This window comes from Streptomyces sp. NPDC002133 (assembly GCF_040296405.1).
Classification (GTDB): Bacteria; Actinomycetota; Actinomycetes; order Streptomycetales; family Streptomycetaceae; genus Streptomyces.
In genome coordinates this window covers 34,874-51,506 of record NZ_JBEOXF010000043.1, presented here as the reverse complement: position 1 = coordinate 51,506, position 16,633 = coordinate 34,874, and the positions used below count along the sequence as shown (strand labels likewise).

15 protein-coding genes are annotated in these 16,633 nt (G+C 69.9%); 5 read left to right on the top strand and 10 right to left on the bottom strand.

What is annotated here, in order from left to right:
* Positions 1-244: 244 nt before the first annotated feature.
* Positions 245-433, top strand: a complete 189-nt coding sequence (locus ABT078_RS30390) for a hypothetical protein (RefSeq protein WP_351233324.1) — start codon at positions 245-247, stop codon at positions 431-433.
* A gap of 167 nt (positions 434-600) precedes the next feature.
* Here ABT078_RS30390 and ABT078_RS30385 read toward each other — a convergent pair whose 3' ends face one another.
* Positions 601-1,359, bottom strand: coding sequence for an IclR family transcriptional regulator (locus ABT078_RS30385; protein ID WP_351233322.1), 759 nt, complete (start codon positions 1,357-1,359; stop codon positions 601-603).
* 197 nt (positions 1,360-1,556) lie between these two features.
* On the opposite strand from ABT078_RS30385, the gene ABT078_RS30380 reads away from it, so the two are divergent.
* The 4 genes from ABT078_RS30380 (at position 1,557) to ABT078_RS30365 (ending at position 4,941) form a co-directional block, all read left to right on the top strand.
* Positions 1,557-2,216 (top strand): hypothetical protein, encoded by a 660-nt coding sequence (locus ABT078_RS30380; RefSeq protein ID WP_351233320.1) that lies wholly within the window; start codon positions 1,557-1,559, stop codon positions 2,214-2,216.
* Positions 2,210-2,353: a hypothetical protein gene (locus ABT078_RS30375; protein ID WP_351233318.1), complete on the top strand. Its 144-nt coding sequence runs from the start codon at positions 2,210-2,212 to the stop codon at positions 2,351-2,353. Before ABT078_RS30380 ends, ABT078_RS30375 begins: the two co-directional genes overlap by 7 nt.
* A gap of 125 nt (positions 2,354-2,478) precedes the next feature.
* Entirely contained in the window at positions 2,479-3,951 is a 1,473-nt protein-coding gene (locus tag ABT078_RS30370; protein ID WP_351233316.1) for a hypothetical protein, read from the top strand.
* 84 nt (positions 3,952-4,035) lie between these two features.
* Positions 4,036-4,941: a hypothetical protein gene (locus ABT078_RS30365; RefSeq protein ID WP_351233314.1), complete on the top strand. Its 906-nt coding sequence runs from the start codon at positions 4,036-4,038 to the stop codon at positions 4,939-4,941.
* A 249-nt stretch (positions 4,942-5,190) separates the two neighbouring features.
* Here ABT078_RS30365 and ABT078_RS30360 read toward each other — a convergent pair whose 3' ends face one another.
* The 9 genes from ABT078_RS30360 to ABT078_RS30320 form a co-directional block, all read right to left on the bottom strand.
* Positions 5,191-6,282, bottom strand: a complete 1,092-nt coding sequence (locus tag ABT078_RS30360) for a C40 family peptidase (protein ID WP_351233351.1) — start codon at positions 6,280-6,282, stop codon at positions 5,191-5,193.
* A 62-nt stretch (positions 6,283-6,344) separates the two neighbouring features.
* Complete coding sequence (locus ABT078_RS30355; RefSeq protein ID WP_351233312.1) at positions 6,345-8,621, bottom strand: hypothetical protein; 2,277 nt, start codon at positions 8,619-8,621, stop codon at positions 6,345-6,347.
* Positions 8,622-8,641: 20 nt separating this feature from the next.
* Positions 8,642-11,185 (bottom strand): ATP-binding protein, encoded by a 2,544-nt coding sequence (locus ABT078_RS30350; protein WP_351233310.1) that lies wholly within the window; start codon positions 11,183-11,185, stop codon positions 8,642-8,644.
* The gene (locus tag ABT078_RS30345) at positions 11,185-11,757 is read right to left on the bottom strand and encodes a hypothetical protein (protein WP_351233308.1); all 573 of its coding nucleotides are present in this window, start codon (positions 11,755-11,757) and stop codon (positions 11,185-11,187) included. The genes ABT078_RS30350 and ABT078_RS30345 overlap by 1 nt, the downstream gene beginning before the upstream one ends.
* A gap of 17 nt (positions 11,758-11,774) precedes the next feature.
* A complete protein-coding gene (locus ABT078_RS30340) occupies positions 11,775-12,068 on the bottom strand; it encodes a hypothetical protein (RefSeq protein WP_351233306.1) in 294 nt (97 codons plus the stop codon).
* 15 nt (positions 12,069-12,083) lie between these two features.
* A complete protein-coding gene (locus ABT078_RS30335) occupies positions 12,084-13,178 on the bottom strand; it encodes a conjugal transfer protein (RefSeq protein ID WP_351233304.1) in 1,095 nt (364 codons plus the stop codon).
* Entirely contained in the window at positions 13,178-13,441 is a 264-nt protein-coding gene (locus ABT078_RS30330; RefSeq protein ID WP_351233302.1) for a hypothetical protein, read from the bottom strand. The genes ABT078_RS30335 and ABT078_RS30330 overlap by 1 nt, the downstream gene beginning before the upstream one ends.
* Before the next feature lie 53 nt (positions 13,442-13,494).
* The gene (locus ABT078_RS30325; RefSeq protein ID WP_351233300.1) at positions 13,495-14,400 is read right to left on the bottom strand and encodes a hypothetical protein; all 906 of its coding nucleotides are present in this window, start codon (positions 14,398-14,400) and stop codon (positions 13,495-13,497) included.
* A 481-nt stretch (positions 14,401-14,881) separates the two neighbouring features.
* Positions 14,882-16,516, bottom strand: coding sequence for a DUF2637 domain-containing protein (locus ABT078_RS30320; protein ID WP_351233298.1), 1,635 nt, complete (start codon positions 16,514-16,516; stop codon positions 14,882-14,884).
* Between the last annotated feature and the right edge of the window lie 117 nt (positions 16,517-16,633).

The window sequence follows — 16,633 nt, the reverse complement described above, 5'->3', positions numbered from 1 at the left end:
CACGGCAGGTAGAATCCGCAGCCCATTCAAGGCCCCAATGGAGCGGTCACAGCCGTCACCACACCGGAGGCGTTCCCCCGGCGGTCCGCCGCGTGGTCGACGCAAGCTGGCCCCGACAGCGACGGCCACCCTCGTCGCCGCGGTCCATCTCCTCGCGCCTGGGTGATTCATGGGCTTTCCGCGTGCCGCAACCGGCTGCTGGGAGGTTCGTCCCTTGACGTTCTGATCACTGGAGGTGCACGTCATGGCCGTTCCTGCACTCACCCGGGCGACGATCACCACTTGTGCCACTCTGCTGGCCGCGGCTGCGCCGGCTGCGGCGAAGAACAAGACCCACCGCGGCGTCGACGGATGCATTGCCTGGTCCTGGACGGAGGGCGGCTTCGCGACGACCACCATGCACTACTCGAACCGCTGCGACACCATGCGATGAATCAGGATCCGCTGGGGTGGTACCGCCAGCTCGGAAACCAAGACGGCCGACGCGAAGAAGAAGGGATCGGAGTGGACCATGGCCACCAACGCTGGAGGCTGGGTCGAAGACCTCGGCAGGCGCTGACCGCTGGCCCACCGCAGCGCCGCAGTGAGCATGGGTGCTGATCAGTTCGCCTTGTCCGCGGCAAGGGTCAACTCACGCCCGAAGTGTTCGGCGATCCGCTGCACCTGGGTGATGCCGCGAGCCATCGGGACGCCTCGCGTCTCCGCGGTCAAGCCGAAGACGTAGTTCGCTGCAGGAGCAGGCACCAACACCGCGGCGCACCACCAGCCCAGTCGGTTCTCCTCCCACTCGTGGGCCACGCCCGTGTCGGCCACCCGCTGCAGCCTTCCGAGCAGCATGCGCGGGCTGGTGACGGTGTGCGGGGTCAGCTTGGGAGGGCCGCCGGATCGGAGGACTTGTTCCACGTAGGCCGGCTGAGCCGAAAGGAGCAGGCGGCCGGCAGCGGTCCCTGCTGCTGCCGCTATCGGCATCCGCGGGTCCCAGTGCGCTGCAATGATGGCAGAGTGCTCCCGCGCGAAAGCCTTGTCGAGGACGACCAGCGCATCACCGTCGAACGTGCACACCCACGCGATCTGGCCGGTCCGTTCGTGCAATTCGTGGACGTAGGGCGCTGCGAACTCCGCCGTGCCGAGCTGCGACGCGGCCGCAACGCCTAAATCGATCAAGCGCAGGCCAAGTCGGTAACCCCGCGGATCTCGGCAGAGGATTCGCTGGGCGACGAGTTGGTTCGCGATCCGACGCACGGTCGGCTTGGGAATCCCCGTCTCGGTCGCCAACTTGGCCAGCGATGAAGGGCCCGACGTGGCCCCGACAGCTTCGAGAATCGCCGATGCTCGACCGAGCACTGTGTGATCGTCCATGGCTTCCCCCTGGCCACCGCTGAACTACCCCGCGCAACAAGAATGCACCCTCCGTTGGGGGGATGCCCCGGTTTCGGCGACGCGTAGGCAGGGCGGGTCACTCAGCGACACGTCCGCCTGGCCCGGGCCGGGCCGGCGGTGACAACGTTCAGCTGAGCCGGCACGCCAGCCAGGCCAGGCAATCCGAGAGGAAGCCGATGAGCGGAGATTGGCAACTGGACCCGCCCCCCACACCGACCGAGGGCGACAAGTCCGTGACCGAGCAGATGGACGACGGAACCGTGGTCACCTCATGGCCGGACGGAACCAGCCGCGTCGACTACCCCGACGGGTCGGCGACGATCACCTATCCGGACTTCGCCGTCCTCAACATCTATCCGGACGGCTCCAGGACGCTGACCGACGCTCAGGGTGTCTCCTACGACCCCTACAGCGGAGCCCCGCTCGGCAAGCTCGAGGTCCCCCTGTACGGGGCGGCAGAAATCCAGGACATCCTGGCGGGCGGCAAGATCCTCGGGACGTTGGGCGAGGCCAAGGAACTCGTCGAGGCCGCCGCCGACTCCGTGCGAGGAGCCGTAGACCCGACAGAGTGGGTGGGTCAGGTGGTCAACGCGATCCTGGAAGTGGTCCGGGCGCTGGAGACTGAGGAGCGTGGTTGCTTTCTCCGCGGCTGGAGCTACGCGCTGCTATATGGGGCACTGGACATGGCGGGACCACCCGAACCCGTCTTTGCCGGAAGTCTCGGTGGCCCCGACCAGGACGAGCTGAACCGCGCCACGTGGTGGGACGGAGTTACGCGGGCCCAAGCGGATCTGTCGAAGGCGAATCGGGAGTCGCCGTCCGGAACAAGGTGCTGATCCAGGTCGCGCTTGACGGCGGCGACGCGACGACGGCGCTGCGCAAGACGTGGTCAGCGGCATGTGCCGCCTCCGACGACTGGCAGCTGGCAGCTGCCTACGACCAGCTGAGTTGGCCCGAGCCCGTCGGCTCCTGACCAACCCGAGGGCACACGCGCACAGAGAGAAGGCGATCACGATGAGGATTGACCTGTCCAGGCTTAAGGGGTACGTACCCGCCCGGGAAGTCGGCAGTGCCAAGTTCAGCGTCACAGTCAACGCGATGGGCGAAATCTCATTCGGGCCGGGGTTCGCCTACGTTGCGCCCCCGGAGGTCGCCTGGGGCGGGCTCCAGGACCTGCACCGCAGGTCTCTCGGCTGGTCGGAGTCGTTCAACATGACCGGTCTCGATGACCTCACGCCCCATCAGGCCCACGTCGGCTACGAGCGGACGATGGGGACCGTACTGGCTCAGATCGCAGCCAATGGACCCGCATTCTCGCAGCATGTGGTCGAGACCATCGGCGACTACGCCGACCGATCCGGGTCCCTCGACGGCCTCGAAGGACCGCTGATGAGCGCCATGCTGACCGCCCAGAGCGGACCGAATGCCCAAGAAGTCTTCACCGCCGGCTGGGAGCGGCTGCGTGAGCACGGCGTACCGCAGCACTCGGGCGGCGGACGCGAGCTGTCCCACATCATCGACGGGACCACCAAAGAGGTCACCGGCGTCAGCACCTCCGACATCCAACGCATCATCGACAACCCGGTGGCCGAAGGCGTCGGAATGGTACGCGAGATGTTCCGTGACTCCGGGAGCGGCGAAAGTAGCGCCGCAGACGAGATCTTCCTCGGCATATTCCTCATGGCCCTGGGCGCGGTGGCGAGCCTCGTAGCCCCGCCAGTCGGCGCCGCCCTGGAGACAGTCGGGACCACCGTCCTCGTCCACGGCACCCTGGAGGCCACCCACCGGATTGCTCACGAAGTCGGCGTCACACTCCCCGGCGAAGCACAACACCCCGCACCCGCCGGACACCCCACACCGGCCGGACACCCGACGCCAGCCGGCCCGACAGCCCCAGTCCCCTCTCACACCTCGACCAAGCACTCGGTCCAGACCACGACCCGGAACCTTCCAGACGGGACGACCGAGGCCACCACGTCCACCACCACGCAAACCAAGGACGTGTTGGTGGACGTGAAGAAGCGGGGGGAGGACGGAGCACACGTGCCGGTCGACGACGGCTTCGACTCGAGCGTCGACCCATGGACCGGAGCCCCCGTGCCGATCAACCCGCTCGCCACCTGGATCCCCGACGGCGACGGCCTCATCGGCATGGTGAACTACCTCGGCGACGGTACCTACTTGCTTTCCGGCCTGCCGCACATCACCGACGACTTCACGCTCGCCGATGCGGGAATTTTCCAAGCGGCACTCGACCCGGCACCGCAAGCGCGCCAGGCAGACCGGCTCCAGGCCAGAGCGCTGGACCGCTACGCCACCCTGCTCGAATTGCAGACGTACCGCACCGCACCCAATCGAGTCGATGCGACAGTGACCGTCGACGGGTCGCAAGTCCGACTCACCGGCACCCCGGGCGAGCGGTACACCGTCACCGACGAGTTCGGTGCCACCCTCGAGCTGGGTGCCGACCTCATCCCCATGGCGGACGGCAAGCCAGCCGGCATGGTCCTGGAACCCAAGAACGTGGCGGCACAGGTACAGCGGTTCCTCAAGTCGATCGGCGCAACCTGAGATCACCTACATGCCCAAACTGGCGGTGACTCGCCTGCCGGGTCCAGTACCTGTATCTGACCTCATTCACGGAAGGCGTCACCCATGGCGGAGCCGGTCACGGTCGTCCTTGCGGTGGTGGGGCTCATTGCTGCCTCCACGGCCGCCATCGAGGGCATGAAAGGCCTCCTAGACGAACTGGGATTCGACCGGTCGGCGGTCATCGAAATCGATAACGCCACCAATGAGCCCCTTCGGGTCGCCGGCGCCGAGACGGAGTCGGGTGCCTTTCACGACTGGCCAGCGAACTGGATCGAGCCGAGCAGCCACTTGCTCTTCTCCGCCAGAAGCCGCCATGCCGCGGAAGGGGTGTCCGGTCACACCACCCTTGAAGGGAACGGCTTCGTCGTGTTCGTGGACTGGAGCAATCCACTGTTCGGCAGCAACGACATCGACATCACCGTGACCGGCCCCCGGGCGGGAGAGTTCACTACGCGAGCGCTCACCACCGGAGGAGCGACCGGCGCCCATCTTAAGGCGGAGCTCTACTACACCGATGTCAACCGGATGGAGGCCATGCTCACCGCCCAGCCCTACGGCGGATTCGCTCCCGACGCCACAGACTCGGCGTGCGCGCCCGCGGCGGGCCAGTACAGCGTTCAGCTTCCGGATGCGTACAACGCGGTCCGCGGGGGCTCGGGCAGGATCCGCTTCGACATCATCGTTACCGACTCCTCGGGGAACGTCCGAACCGGCCGCAGCGACCAGCCGACGCGGGACGACAGTACCGGCGGCATCACCATGGAGGTGAACGAGTGCGTGAACGGCCAACGCGCGGACCAGTGGAGCAACGTCGGTATCGGGGAGATCTTCGGCTCCTACCTCATCCACTTCGAGCTGCCGTCCTTCGACCATGACACGGCCACGCTGAACGAGTCCAACGGGTACCGCCAGGTGTACGACGACGGGAGTTCGGTGACCGTCGTCAGCTGGCGAATTCCGAGCATCTGAGACGACTCCGCGCCGGCGGCTGACTGCCGACGGTCCGCCGAACCGGTCGCCCATCGGATCGCGGCCCTCGCGCCGTACGGCACGTGCACGGCGCTTCGGCTTCTGCGCACCGCCGTCGTTCTTCGCAGCCTCCTAGCGAGGGCCGTCGTCGTCACTCGGCGCGATCGTGAGGCATGTCATCGAGCCCAACGGGAAGCTTTCCCCACATCCGCGACCATGACTTGGTTCTCAGCGCGTAGCGGAGGATCATCATGCGATGCGTCGGGCCATAAGGATCGTGCCGTGGTTTGGCAGTGTGGCCACCTCCACCACCCGGCCCGGGCGCGGCGCGTGCACGACGAGGCCGTCACCGATGTACATCGAGACGTGCTCTGGCCTGGCCGGGGAGCCGACGGTGAAGACCAGATCTCCCGGCCGGAGAGCGGTCGGCGGCACGGGGCGTCCGTCGTTGATCTGCGTGTAGGTGGTGCGGGAGATCTCGATGCCGGCCACGCCGTACGCGCGCTGCATCAGGGAGGAGCAGTCGCACCGGTCACGGGGGTTGGTGCCGTGCGGGTTGGTGCAGGTGCCGCCCCACTGGTACGGCGTGCCGAGCTGGCCGAGTGCCCAGCGGATCGCGTTGCGCACCGGCAGGGGGGCGCTGACCGGGATCTGGTAGCCGGCTGGCAGCGTCCCGGGAGGGATGGTCCCGTAGTCGGCGCCGGCCTGTGTGACACAGCCAGTGCCGAGGTCGCCGGCGAACGCGGGAGTGCCTGCAGGTCCCGTGGCTGCGCCGCCGAGGGTCGGCGCGATGGCTTGCTGCAGGGCGGTTGCGAGCGGCTCGTGCTTGGCGTACGCGTTGGGGAATCCCGAGTTCTGCACCTTCTGCGCGGCGACCGTGACCGGCATGTGCTCCCACCCGTCAATGGACTTGAGGGCCTTGTAGAAGCGGGTGGACGCGTAGACCGGATCGAGGATCTGCTCCGGGGTGCCCCAGCCCTGGGAGGGGCGCTGCTGGAACAGGCCGAGGGAGTCGCGGTCGCCGTGCCGCACGTTGCGCAGGCTGGACTCCTGCAGGGCGGTGGCGAGGGCGATGACCTGTCCGCGGGCGGGGATCTTCATTTGGGCACCGGTCGCCACGATCACACGTGCGTTGGGGATCTGCTCGCTGGGTGAGGACAGCCCGGAGACCCTAATGTCGCTGGGGCTGCCGGCGAGGACGGCTCTGACTTGCTGGGCGACCTGGGCGGTGTCGACGTCCTGGCCAGTTGCACGACTTGTGGTGCAGCTGGCCCTGGCGCGGGCGGCGGCTTCGGCATCGTCCTGGGCGATGCCGGTGACGTGTGCGGCGATGGCCCCCATGAGGATGATTGCCACCACGATCAGGCTGGCGCCGCCGCCCAGCCACTTCTTGCGTTGCTTCGTCACGAGGGGCCTCGTGGAGGCATGCGCCGGCGGGACAGTTCCCGTTCCTCACGTTCGTCGAGCCAAGCGTCGAATCCACCCGGGCCGCTGGCTGAGGGGCTTGGGGGCGTGGCTGCACGCTGGCTGCGCCGGGCCGCGACGCGCTGGGCCTGGACGTGGCGGCGGGAACGGTTCGGCTGGCCGGGCGTGCCGGCCCTTGCGGCAGCAGTTGCCGGAGCGCCGGGAGTCGTCCGAGGGCGAGGGGTTCGCACGGTAGTGCCGGGGCGGCGGCGCGGCGTGCCGGCGGGGCCTGCGGTGGGCGGTGCGGGTACAGGGCGGGACGTGTTTCCGGGCTGCGGCGGCAATCCGCCCTGGGGAGCACGTGGCTGTGGGCCCCGCGGCGGAGGGCCCGGATTGCCTCGACCGCCCGGGCCCGGACCCCTGCGTCCGCGTCGCCGCGTGCCGGCGTTGAGGCGGGTGGCGAGCGTGGTGGCGCCCATGCTGCGCGGCATGCTGTAGGCGACCGCGGAGAGCGGGTTTCCCTGGGCGAGGGCCACACCGACCAGTGCGGTGTGCATCAGGCCTCGTGCTGTCGCACGACCAGCCCCGGAGCGCTTGGTGACAGCGTCGGAGGCGGGCGAGGTGAAGATCGAGCCGTGCGTGCCGCCGATCCGGCCAGCGGACATCTTGGTGCGGAAGTTGGCGGCGACCTGCTTGGAGCGCTCGGCGAGCTTCTTGCGCTTCTTGATCGCGCCGATGCACACGATGTCGACGATCAGGAACCGCAGGGTCAGCTCTTTGCCCGAGTCCTCGATGGCGGGGTCGAGGACGGCCTGATCGAGGACGGCCTTGACGATGATGATGAACACGGCGAGCGCGATGACGCTGGTGAGCATCTGTCCGAGCGAGCGCAGTACCGAGGCGCACCAGTCCCACAGGAAGGCGCGGCCGGCTCCGGGGATGGTGCCGGCGATGAGGGCGGGCTCGCCGCGGATGGCGTCCCAGGCGATGCGGCACTGTGCGACCAGAAAGCTGCCCGCGAGGCCGGTGATGAGGAAGGCGACGATGAGCGCGGCGATCAGGAGGAAGACCGCGCCCCCGAGCTTGTCGAGCGAGGCCTTCTTCGCGGCCTCGACGTCGCCGGACACGCACTGCTCTTCGAAGGCCTCCATGGGCGGGTTGCCGAAGTGGTCGACAACCCAGCGCGCAGCGAGGTCCGTTTCCCAGTCGTGGATGGTGGAGGTGAGGCCGGTGGGGTCGATGAAGTCGGCCAGCCCGTTGATCTCCTTGGCCTTCTTCGTGTAGGCGGAGATCTGCCGGTCGTACGCGAGCTGGGTGATCTTCGTGTTGGAGTACCGCGTGGCGCACTCGCCCTCGAAGGTGCGGCCGTACTGCAGGAGCATCGCGGGCTTGACGATGAACGCGTCGGTTAGCGCGTCGGTCAGCGGCCGTGAGAGCGCGCTGGAGGTCGCCTCGCTGGCATCCCCTTCCACGGGTGTCTTGGCGGGGTCGGCGTCGAGGATGACGTCGGCGACCTCGAGCGCGAAGCCGCGGGCCGCTGCGAGGGCTCCCTCTTGCTCCCCCAGCAGGACCTGGGGCGGTGAGGCGAGGAGCGTGGTGGCCAGCGCGGCGAGCAGGAGGGAGAGCGCAGCATCTCCCCAGCCGCTGGCCCTGTTTCCGAAGAAGATCCGCGCCACGGAGATGACCGCGCACACCGCGAGGAAGACGCTGGGCAGCCCCATCTCCATGATCACGCGGGTGTGCAGGGAGCCGGCGACGGACATGACCGGGGCCATCAGGAGCTTCGCAAGGCCGAAGCTGAGGGCCCAGGTGATGAGCCAGCAGCAGAACGCGATCAGCCACTTCGTGGCCATGAAGCACAGCTCGGTGAGCAGGTTCTGGATACCGAGGTCCCAGTCGAGCAGGCTGCCGGTGTCGGACTTCACGGTGTAGGCCGAGATGGGCATGCCGTTGGCGTCGGTGACGTTGAAGACGCCGAGCACACCGCCCTCGTCGGGCAGCAGCTTGCGCAGCCGCTCCTGCGCCGCCTTCAGCCTCGCCTCCTGTTCTGCCTCGGGCAGCCTCTCCCCCTGTTCGCGCAGGATGTCCTCGATCGCCTCCATCTCCTCGGGCGTCGGCGTGCGCTGCCCGGGCGCCGTCGGCGCGCTGGGCGAGGGGGCGGGGCTGGGCTCGGCGTGCGCGGGCAGTGAGGTGAGCAGGGTGAAGGTCGTTGCGGCGAGCGCGGCGATGAGCAGGGCGAGCCGCAGTCGCGCCGATCCGAGCAGCCTCAGTCTCATCCGCCAGTTCCGGAGCGTGGTCATACCGCGGCCCGGTGGTCGCTGGGCGTGGTGTGGATGACGCGCATGACGGCAGGGTCGAAGGGGATGAGGACCTTCATCAGGCCGACCCGGCCGGCCAGGTCGCGGTAGAGGCACTCCCCCGCCCGCACGAGCTTCTCCTCCTCCGGGAGGTCGAGCGGGGACAGGCCGGCGGTGACGAGGTCCAACAGTTCGGCATCGGTGGCATCGACCCCAAGGAACTCGAGGCCGCGCGACGCGAGGGCGCGGGTGGTCTGCCGGAACAGGAGCCGGTGCGGGATGAGGCCGCGGATGATGGCGCCCTTCTCCGACTCCGTCGGCCCGATGTCGTGGGGGTCGTGGCTGCCGACGTATGCGGCGGCGTTGTGCTTGCGGCCGTCGCGCATGAGCTCCAGCAGCAGCTCCAGGCCCTCGTCCGAGCTGGTGAGCCACCAGCATTCGTCGAAGACGGCGACGCCGAACTCGTGCTTCGCCTTCATGACCGTTTCGCGTGCCACCGCGGCGATCAGGTACATCAGCGCGCGGCCCAGCACCTTCTCGAACTCGAGGCGTTCGATGCGGTGCTCGGAGGCGAGCTCGCTCTTCTTGGGGAGCTGCAGGGAGTTGACGAGGAAGACGACGGAGTCGGCGCGGGCGGTGTCGACGACCGGCAGGGTGTCGTCGAACACGGCGGCGGCGAGGTCTTTGCGGGCGACGGCGTTCAGCTTGCGGGCCAGGTTCCGTGCGGCGGTGTCTTCTCCGCCGCGGGCGGTGAGCTCGTCGACGAGCGCCCGCGTCGAGGGCGCTGGCTGCTCGAGGACGGCCTGGACCGCTTCCGACAGTGCGACGCCTTCCAGGTCCATGGGCTTCACGCCGAGCAGCAGGGTGAGGAACGACTCGCAGAAGCGGGCCGCGACCTTGGGGCTGTCGCGTACGTACAGGCGCAGCGGGTCGAGGGACACTTCGGCGTTCTGGTCGATGCGGATGATCTGGCTGGTGCCGGGGCAGGCCTTGGCGAAGCGTGCCCACTCCTCTTCCTTGGTCCGGTCGACGATGACGGCACGGCCGCGGGAGCCCGGCTTGCCGGTCTGGTGGCCGCGGGCGAGGACGTTGTAGACCGCGGCCTTGAGACCGACGGACTTGCCGGCGCCGAGCTCGCCGATGAACGCCATCGACGCGGAGGCGTTCTCGCGGGGGCCGCGGGCGGGGTCGACCATGACCGGCCGGGCGCCGCCTGAGGCGAGCTGCAGGCCGAACAGGCCGCCGCGTTCGTCGCCGAGCTGGGAGCCGCACCAGGGCATGGCCATCGCGAAGTCGCGGGCGAGCAGGTACTGGGCGTACCCGGTCATCACCCGGGGGGTGCGGCAGCCGGGCAGCATGGCGTGCCACAGGTTGGTCTGCTCCCCCACCGGGCGGGCGAAGGTGTAGTCGGTGGACCCGAAGTCGGAGGCGAGGGCGGCGGCCCGGTCCTGGGCGTCGTCGGGGGTGGTGCCCCAGACGGCGAGGGTGACCATGGCCCGTATTTCGACCTCGCGCCGGTTCGCGGTGAGCCGGTCGCGGTACTCGTCGTTGTCGGCCTTGTTCCTCTCGATGGAGGCGGGCGGGCCGGCCGGGTCGCCGGCGTATTCGTCGGCTTGGGACTTCAGGTGCCGGGCCCGCTTGCGGACTTTGGGTTCGGCCTTCGTGCCGGGGGTGATGACGAGGCGGGCGGTCCAGTCGACCGGGTAGGCGAGATCGTCCAGCTGCTGCAGGTACGCCGCTCCGGGCAGCGCGAAGGCCTCCGGCATTTCGGAAAGGGCGAGCAGCGCCTGGTAGGAGTTGCCCCACTCGCTGGAGACCTGTAGGAACCGGCGCTCGAACGGGTTGCCCGGGACCATGCGCCGGTCGGTGAAGTCGGCTCCGCCTTCGGCGAGCAGTACCTCGCCCAGCGCCGCGACGGCGCGGCCGCGGCCGCGGACCGCCGGCTCCGAACCGTCGGGCAGGAACGGCTCGGCGAGCCCGCGCCGTGCCGAGTGGCCGTAGATCCACAGGATTTCCGCCTCGGTCGCCGGACGCATCGACACCCCGGCTGGCCACTGCGCCTGCATCCGCGCCGCCTGCTCACTGCGTCGCTCGACCTCGCCGGCGGTGATGGGCGCGGGCATCAGGCCGAGCTGCTGGGCGACTTCGGCCCGCGCCGCGGAGAACGCACCCAGCAGGGCGTCCTTGTGGGACTGCGCCGGCAGCGGGATAGCGAGCCAGTCGGTGCGGCCGGTGAGCTCCATCTCCTTGAGCTGGTCCAGTACCGCGTGGCCAAGCCGCTCGTAGCGGGGCGACTTGCTCAGGTCGACGTCGGCGACCATCGCGCGGACCACAGCGATCGGATCGACTTGAGGACACAGCGACATCAGCATTGGCTCGCCCGTGAGCGACCTGAACAGCGCCTCGAGGGCTTTGAGCCGGCGCTGCTTGGCCGTGGCTGGCGCATGAGAGTAGTTCGCGGCCGCGACCCGCCAGATCGCCCAGGTGGTGCCATGGGTGGTGAAGACCAAGTTGCCGGCGACGTGCCGGATCGGCAGACGCATCAGTTCTCCAGATCGGTTCGGTTCCCGGCCGCGGCGCGCCGGGCGAGCAGGACCTGCACCCCGGACGCCACCGGCGCCGCGCCGGTGCGGGGAGCCGGCGAAGCGACAGCGGGGCGGGGCTGCTTGGCATTGCCAGGTGTCGCCGAGAGGACGGCGGGCGGCGCATCGACGGCGGTGAGGGTGATGAGGGTGTCGCCGTGTGCGGGCCGGGCCGGCTTGTAGGGGCGTCCTCGCAGGACGCCCCAGCGCGGGCCGGCGAGCATCACGGCGACGCTGGCTGCAGCTGCGGCCGGGTTGCGGCCGTCGATGTGCAGGTGCCGCAGCGCGAAGGCGGCACCGACCGGCGTACCGAGCAGCACGACGATGTCGACGAGGCCGTGACCGCCCCACAACGAGCGGGTCAGGATCAGCACGACGAAGCTGATGACGATCGCGGCAAGCTGGGTCAGCGTGTACGGGCCGCCGGGGAGGCGCAGGCTGCGGCCGGCGCCTCCCGGGACGGAGCCGACGACCAGCGGGGTGCGGCGGGCCTTGGTGTAGCAGCGGCCGATGAGCTCACCGTCGTCGCTCATCTCCCGTGCGGCGGCGGTCACTGGTCACCCGGCCCGGTGAGCTGTCCGCCGCCTCCGCCGTCGTACTGGGTGATGTCCTCCGTGGTCTTGTCCTTGAGACGGTCCATGTTGGCGGACCCGCCCCAGACAATCGCAGCGAAGATCACGGCCATGATCGTCGGCCCGGGGGCCTTGGTCTTGACGCCGACGATGACGACGAACGCCCCGCACAGCACGGGAATGGCGACGTTGAAGATGAGGTCCTTGATGTCGTTGCCGAGGCCGGTCCCGGTGTCGATCCATCCGGCGGCGAGCGTCAGGGTTTCAGGCATGGAGGCTTCTCCTGTTCAGGGCGTGGGAGCGGGGTGGGGCGTACGTGCCGGTGCGGTGGCGGGGGCGCCGTCGAGGGCGGCGATCTCCCAGCGGCCGGCCCGGGCTTTGAGGGTCAGCGCGTAGGTGAGCGGGACACGGACCGTGTCGTGGCCGGTGGCGCGCAGCGCGACCATGAGGCGCAGCTGGGTTCCGTCGGCGGGCACGGAGGTGACGGGCTCGGATCCCTGCTCGCCCTCGATGGCGAGCTGGTCGACGGCGATGCCCGTGTAGGGGGTGGGGGCGATCGCGGTGAGCTGGGTGCCGGGGGCGAGATAGCGGTCCAGCTCCCCCGCGCCGGCGAGGTAGGCGGTGAGGAACTCGGTGACGGCCTGGGTCCGCGGATCCGAGGGGAGGGCCGGCCGCATCGGCCCGTAGACGAGCTGTGGCGGCTGGATCCGTGCGGGGGCGCCGACTTCGGCCGGCATCGCGAGGGCGACGTAGCCGCTCGCTCCGCCGCCGGCGGGCGAGGTGGCGACGGGGACCTGGAAGTAGTGCACGGCCTCGGCGGCCGCCGTCCCGGCGTCGCGCTTCCCATCCGGGCGATCCGCATCGGACGGCTTGGTGGTGGGGCTGGGGTCGCTGATCCGGGCGGCCACCGTCACCGACCAGATTCCGCGATCGGTCTGGCGCAGCCGCACGACGGTGAGCTGCTCGCCCGCACGTCGGCCCGAGTCTCCCTCGAGGCGGAGACTGGTGGCCGGCGGGTAGTAGGCGACGAGCTTGGCCTCATCGCCCTCCCCCGCGGCAAGGTAGGCGGCAACGAAGAGCTGGGCGAAGCCCGCTGCACCCTGGGCGCCGGCGGTGGCGGGCGCGGTGGTCGCCGCCTTGGGCCTGGCGGCGCCGGCCGAAGCAGGTGCCGAGAGGTAGGCGGCGGCGCCGAGCAGCGGCCCGAGGACGAGCAGCCCCCATGCGGCCCAGCGGATCAGAGCCGAGGTGTTGGCCTGGGCGCCGGTAGACCAGCCGCCGACATAGTCCGGACCGTCGTCTGCCTGCCCGTGCTCCGGCTCGGGCTCGGCCGGTCCGGCGGGTGCGGGCTGGGCCGGGCGGCGGCGAGTCCATGCGGACTTCATCACGCACCCCCGAACGGGAGGAGGCGGTGGCCGGCCAGCTCGGCAATCCGCCGGCGCAGTTCGGTCTCCGGGCGCTGTTGCAGGATCTCGAGCGAGGCGAGGACCTCATCGGCGTCGTCGGCGAGGAAGGCACGCAGGCGGTCGTGGGTGCGGGTGTCGAAGGGCTGCGAGACCAGTTCGGCGCCCAACTGGATGAGCAGACGCTGGGCGCGGGTGACGCGCTCCTCGTCTGCATCCAGGGGCGTCCTATCGGCCTTGGGCATGCGGTTCTCCTTCTGAGGGAGCGGGCGGACGGTGGTCGGGCGAGAAGGCGGTGTCATGCCGCAGCCCTCGCAGGGAGCGCGGCTGTCAGCCGGGCGACAGCGCGCGACCGGCGCCGCTGCCACGCCCCGGCCGTCGTGCCGGCGCGTGCAGCGGCCTCGGCATCCGGAACGGGGGCGGTGGTGTAGTGCCAGGCGATGGCCCGGCCATCGGCGGGCGAAAGGGTGCCGGCCGCCATCGCGTCCAGAACCAGCTCGAGCAGCTCTAGGCGGGCACGGCTCGCCTCGGCCCCCGCTTCGCCGGCAGACCCGGGCGCATGGAGGCCAGCCGCGGCCGCGGCCGCACGTACCGCGTAGGCGTGGGCGTACTCGTGCGGTCCGGGCGCGGTGTCGGCCAAGTCCTCGGCGGCGGCCAGCTCCTCGCCGCGCTCTTCTCGCTCAGTGGCGAGCTCGGCGCAGACACGGCGCAGCGCGTCCAGGGCGAGGTTGGCGGCGGGCCGGCCGGGCCGGGTGTGGATGCGTCCCGAGCACGCCACTTCGAAGAGCGCCGCCACCGTCATGTGACCGATCGCGTCGAAGGTGCGGCCGCCGAAGGGACGGCACTGGCCGCGGGTCATGCGGACCGCGGCCGGGATCATCGCCTGCACGACGATGCGCGCGGCGAGCGCGGCCGATCGGTCACGGCCGGCCGCGCGCCGCAGCAGGCCGCGCAACACGGCATCGGTCAGCGCATCGGTCACGGCTCCGTCGCGTGACCGAAGGGCGGCGAGCAACTGAGCGGGACCGAGAGCGCGAACCCGGAAATCGGTCACGGCCGCGACGTCGTCGGCCAGGCGATCGGCCACCAGCCAATCGGTCACCGCGGCCTGGACGGAGGCGTCCGCGCACAGCGCAGCCCACTCCGCATCCAGGCGGCCAAAAATCCCGCCGACGATGTGGACGGGGTGCTGTCGCTCGAGCACGGCACGTCTCCTTTCGGATCTGGTGCCGTGCACTCTCCTCAGACCGGCTTGCCCGAAGGCTTGCCCAACTCCCGAAAAGCCCAGGTGGAAAGCTTGCCCATTCGCTGGGCAAGCCGCCGGTGACCGATTGGGCAAGCCCCCTGAGGAGCCGGGCAAGCCCTCGTGACCGATTGATGCAACCCCGGGCAAGCCCCTCCCCGGGGTGGGCAACCCAGGCCTGCGCCCACGGGAAGGGGACGCCGAGAAGATGGATCGGTCACGGCAAAGCGGTGACCGATCCGTGGCGGATCGGTCGTGACCGATGGCCGATGTGGCCCCCATCGGTCACCGGTCACAGACAGCCGGATCGGTCACGGGGACAGCGGTCACCAGACACCGGCATCGGTCACGGGGACAGCGGTCACGGCCGACAGGGGCGCAGAAACGGCAGTGACCGATGACCGGCACCGGTCATCGGTCACTCGCGCGGGGCGGGACAGGATCAGTCTCTGACCGACCGGAGGCGGGGACGACCCTGCTGCCGACGCTGCTCCTCCAAGTACTTGGCCGCGTCGATGACACGGCGCTGACCGGTCTTCGGGGACACCCCCAGGCGGCGCGCAACCTCGGCCCCGGAAAGCTTCTCGCCGACGTCCTCGGCCTCGGCCAGCCACCCCGCGACGGTGACGATCTGCTGCTGCAGAGGGTCCAGGTCGGGCTCCTGCGTCTGCTGCGCGGGCAACCGCGCTGTGGCCGCGCCCGTGTCGGTGACCGTCGCCTCCCAGACGGCCGGCTCGCCCGCAGCGGACGCCCCAGCCGTGGTCGACGTCGGGACATCCAGGGCGATCTGCTGGGGCACTCCCCCGCCGACGATGTGGTCTCCCGATGTAGAGGCCGTCGGTACTGGCACCGGTTCGGCAGCGTACGGCCGCGCGTCCGCCGGCTCCCCCATCGCCGACTGCGCGGCGCCGGGCCCGAAGAACGGGTGGAACTCGGAGACGCCCAGGTGATCGGTCACAGGGCTGGCGCCCTGGTCGTCCACGTCGGTCATGACCGGCTCGGCCGACCGGTCATCGGTCACCGGCTCGGCCAGCGTCCGGTACAGCTCAGCCAGCACCGGCTCCAGATCGGCCTCGGCCAGCGGGCCACCGGTCTCCGCATCGGTCACCCCGTAGGCCTGGGCGAGGAAGAAGGCGAACTGGCCCGCGCTGGGGAAAACGCCGTACTGGTCGATGAATGCGCGGCAGGGCTCCCCCAGTTCGGCCGCGGGAATGCCCTGTTGCTCGGGAACCGGGAAACCGTCCGGCACGGGAGCCGCCGTGGGGACTTCGTCCTCTGCGTGGCCGACGGCTGCAGGCTCGCCGGACTCCCCCACATCCAGGGCCCGCTGGTGCTCGCCGTCAGGCTGGGCGACCGCCCGGTTGTCGCGCTCTACGGTCACAGTGCTCAGATCAAGGCCGGCGGCCTCCAGAACGTGCGGTGCGGTCTCGGCAAGCGGGACGCCGTAGTTGGCCAAACGCAGCGGCATCAGGTCCTCCACGGGGGCCTTGCGGCGCCAGCGGCGGCCGTAGCGTGCCTGCAACTGGGCCTCGTAGACCAGGCGGTGCTGCTCGAGCTGGACCGCGCTTCCGTAGGAACGGATCTCCCACAGCTTCATCCGCCGCCACAGCTTGAAGGTGGGGATTGGGGAGAGCAGCCAGCGAGTGAGCCGCACGCCCTCCATGTACTTGTCAGCGGTGATGTCCGCGATCCTGCCCACCGCGTGCCGGGCAGCCTCAAGGGAGACGACGAAGAGGACGGGGATGACGGCGTGCATGCCGACGGCGAGCGGGTCGGGCCAGGCAGCCGCACCGTTGAACGCAATCGTCGCGGCCGTCAGCAGCCATGCCGTTTGACGCAGCAGCGGGAACGGGATGCGGATCCACGTCAGCAGCAGGTCCAGCGCCAGCAGGACGCAGATGCCGGCGTCGATGCCGATCGGGAAGACGTACGAGAAGTCACCGAAGCCCTTCTTCTCGGCGAGGTCGCGTACGGCGGCATACGAGCCGACGAAGCCGATGCCAGCGATGAGCACGGCACCTGCGATGACCACCCCGATCAGCAGTCGATGCGCCCGGGTCAGCCGCGGCTGCTTCACAGGTACGTTCCTCTCCCCCGTTGTGATGGATCGTTCGAGCACCGAGTCCAGACTCCTCTGAAGATCCAGCCTTGCATGGCGCGGGTCTTTGTCTCAGCGTTCTGCCGAGACAAAGAC

Excerpts from the sequence above, each read along its gene's own strand:
- ABT078_RS30360 (WP_351233351.1), bottom strand. The coding sequence starts at position 6,282 with ATGGGGGCCATCGCCGCACACGTCACCGGCATCGCCCAGGACGATGCC.
- ABT078_RS30365 (WP_351233314.1), top strand. The coding sequence starts at position 4,036 with ATGGCGGAGCCGGTCACGGTCGTCCTTGCGGTGGTGGGGCTCATTGCT.
- ABT078_RS30330 (WP_351233302.1), bottom strand. The coding sequence starts at position 13,441 with ATGCCCAAGGCCGATAGGACGCCCCTGGATGCAGACGAGGAGCGCGTC.
- ABT078_RS30355 (WP_351233312.1), bottom strand. The coding sequence starts at position 8,621 with ATGAGACTGAGGCTGCTCGGATCGGCGCGACTGCGGCTCGCCCTGCTC.
- ABT078_RS30350 (WP_351233310.1), bottom strand. The coding sequence starts at position 11,185 with ATGCGTCTGCCGATCCGGCACGTCGCCGGCAACTTGGTCTTCACCACC.
- ABT078_RS30340 (WP_351233306.1), bottom strand. The coding sequence starts at position 12,068 with ATGCCTGAAACCCTGACGCTCGCCGCCGGATGGATCGACACCGGGACC.
- ABT078_RS30380 (WP_351233320.1), top strand. The coding sequence starts at position 1,557 with ATGAGCGGAGATTGGCAACTGGACCCGCCCCCCACACCGACCGAGGGC.
- ABT078_RS30370 (WP_351233316.1), top strand. The coding sequence starts at position 2,479 with ATGGGCGAAATCTCATTCGGGCCGGGGTTCGCCTACGTTGCGCCCCCG.
- ABT078_RS30335 (WP_351233304.1), bottom strand. The coding sequence starts at position 13,178 with ATGAAGTCCGCATGGACTCGCCGCCGCCCGGCCCAGCCCGCACCCGCC.
- ABT078_RS30385 (WP_351233322.1), bottom strand. The coding sequence starts at position 1,359 with ATGGACGATCACACAGTGCTCGGTCGAGCATCGGCGATTCTCGAAGCT.
- ABT078_RS30345 (WP_351233308.1), bottom strand. The coding sequence starts at position 11,757 with ATGAGCGACGACGGTGAGCTCATCGGCCGCTGCTACACCAAGGCCCGC.
- ABT078_RS30390 (WP_351233324.1), top strand. The coding sequence starts at position 245 with ATGGCCGTTCCTGCACTCACCCGGGCGACGATCACCACTTGTGCCACT.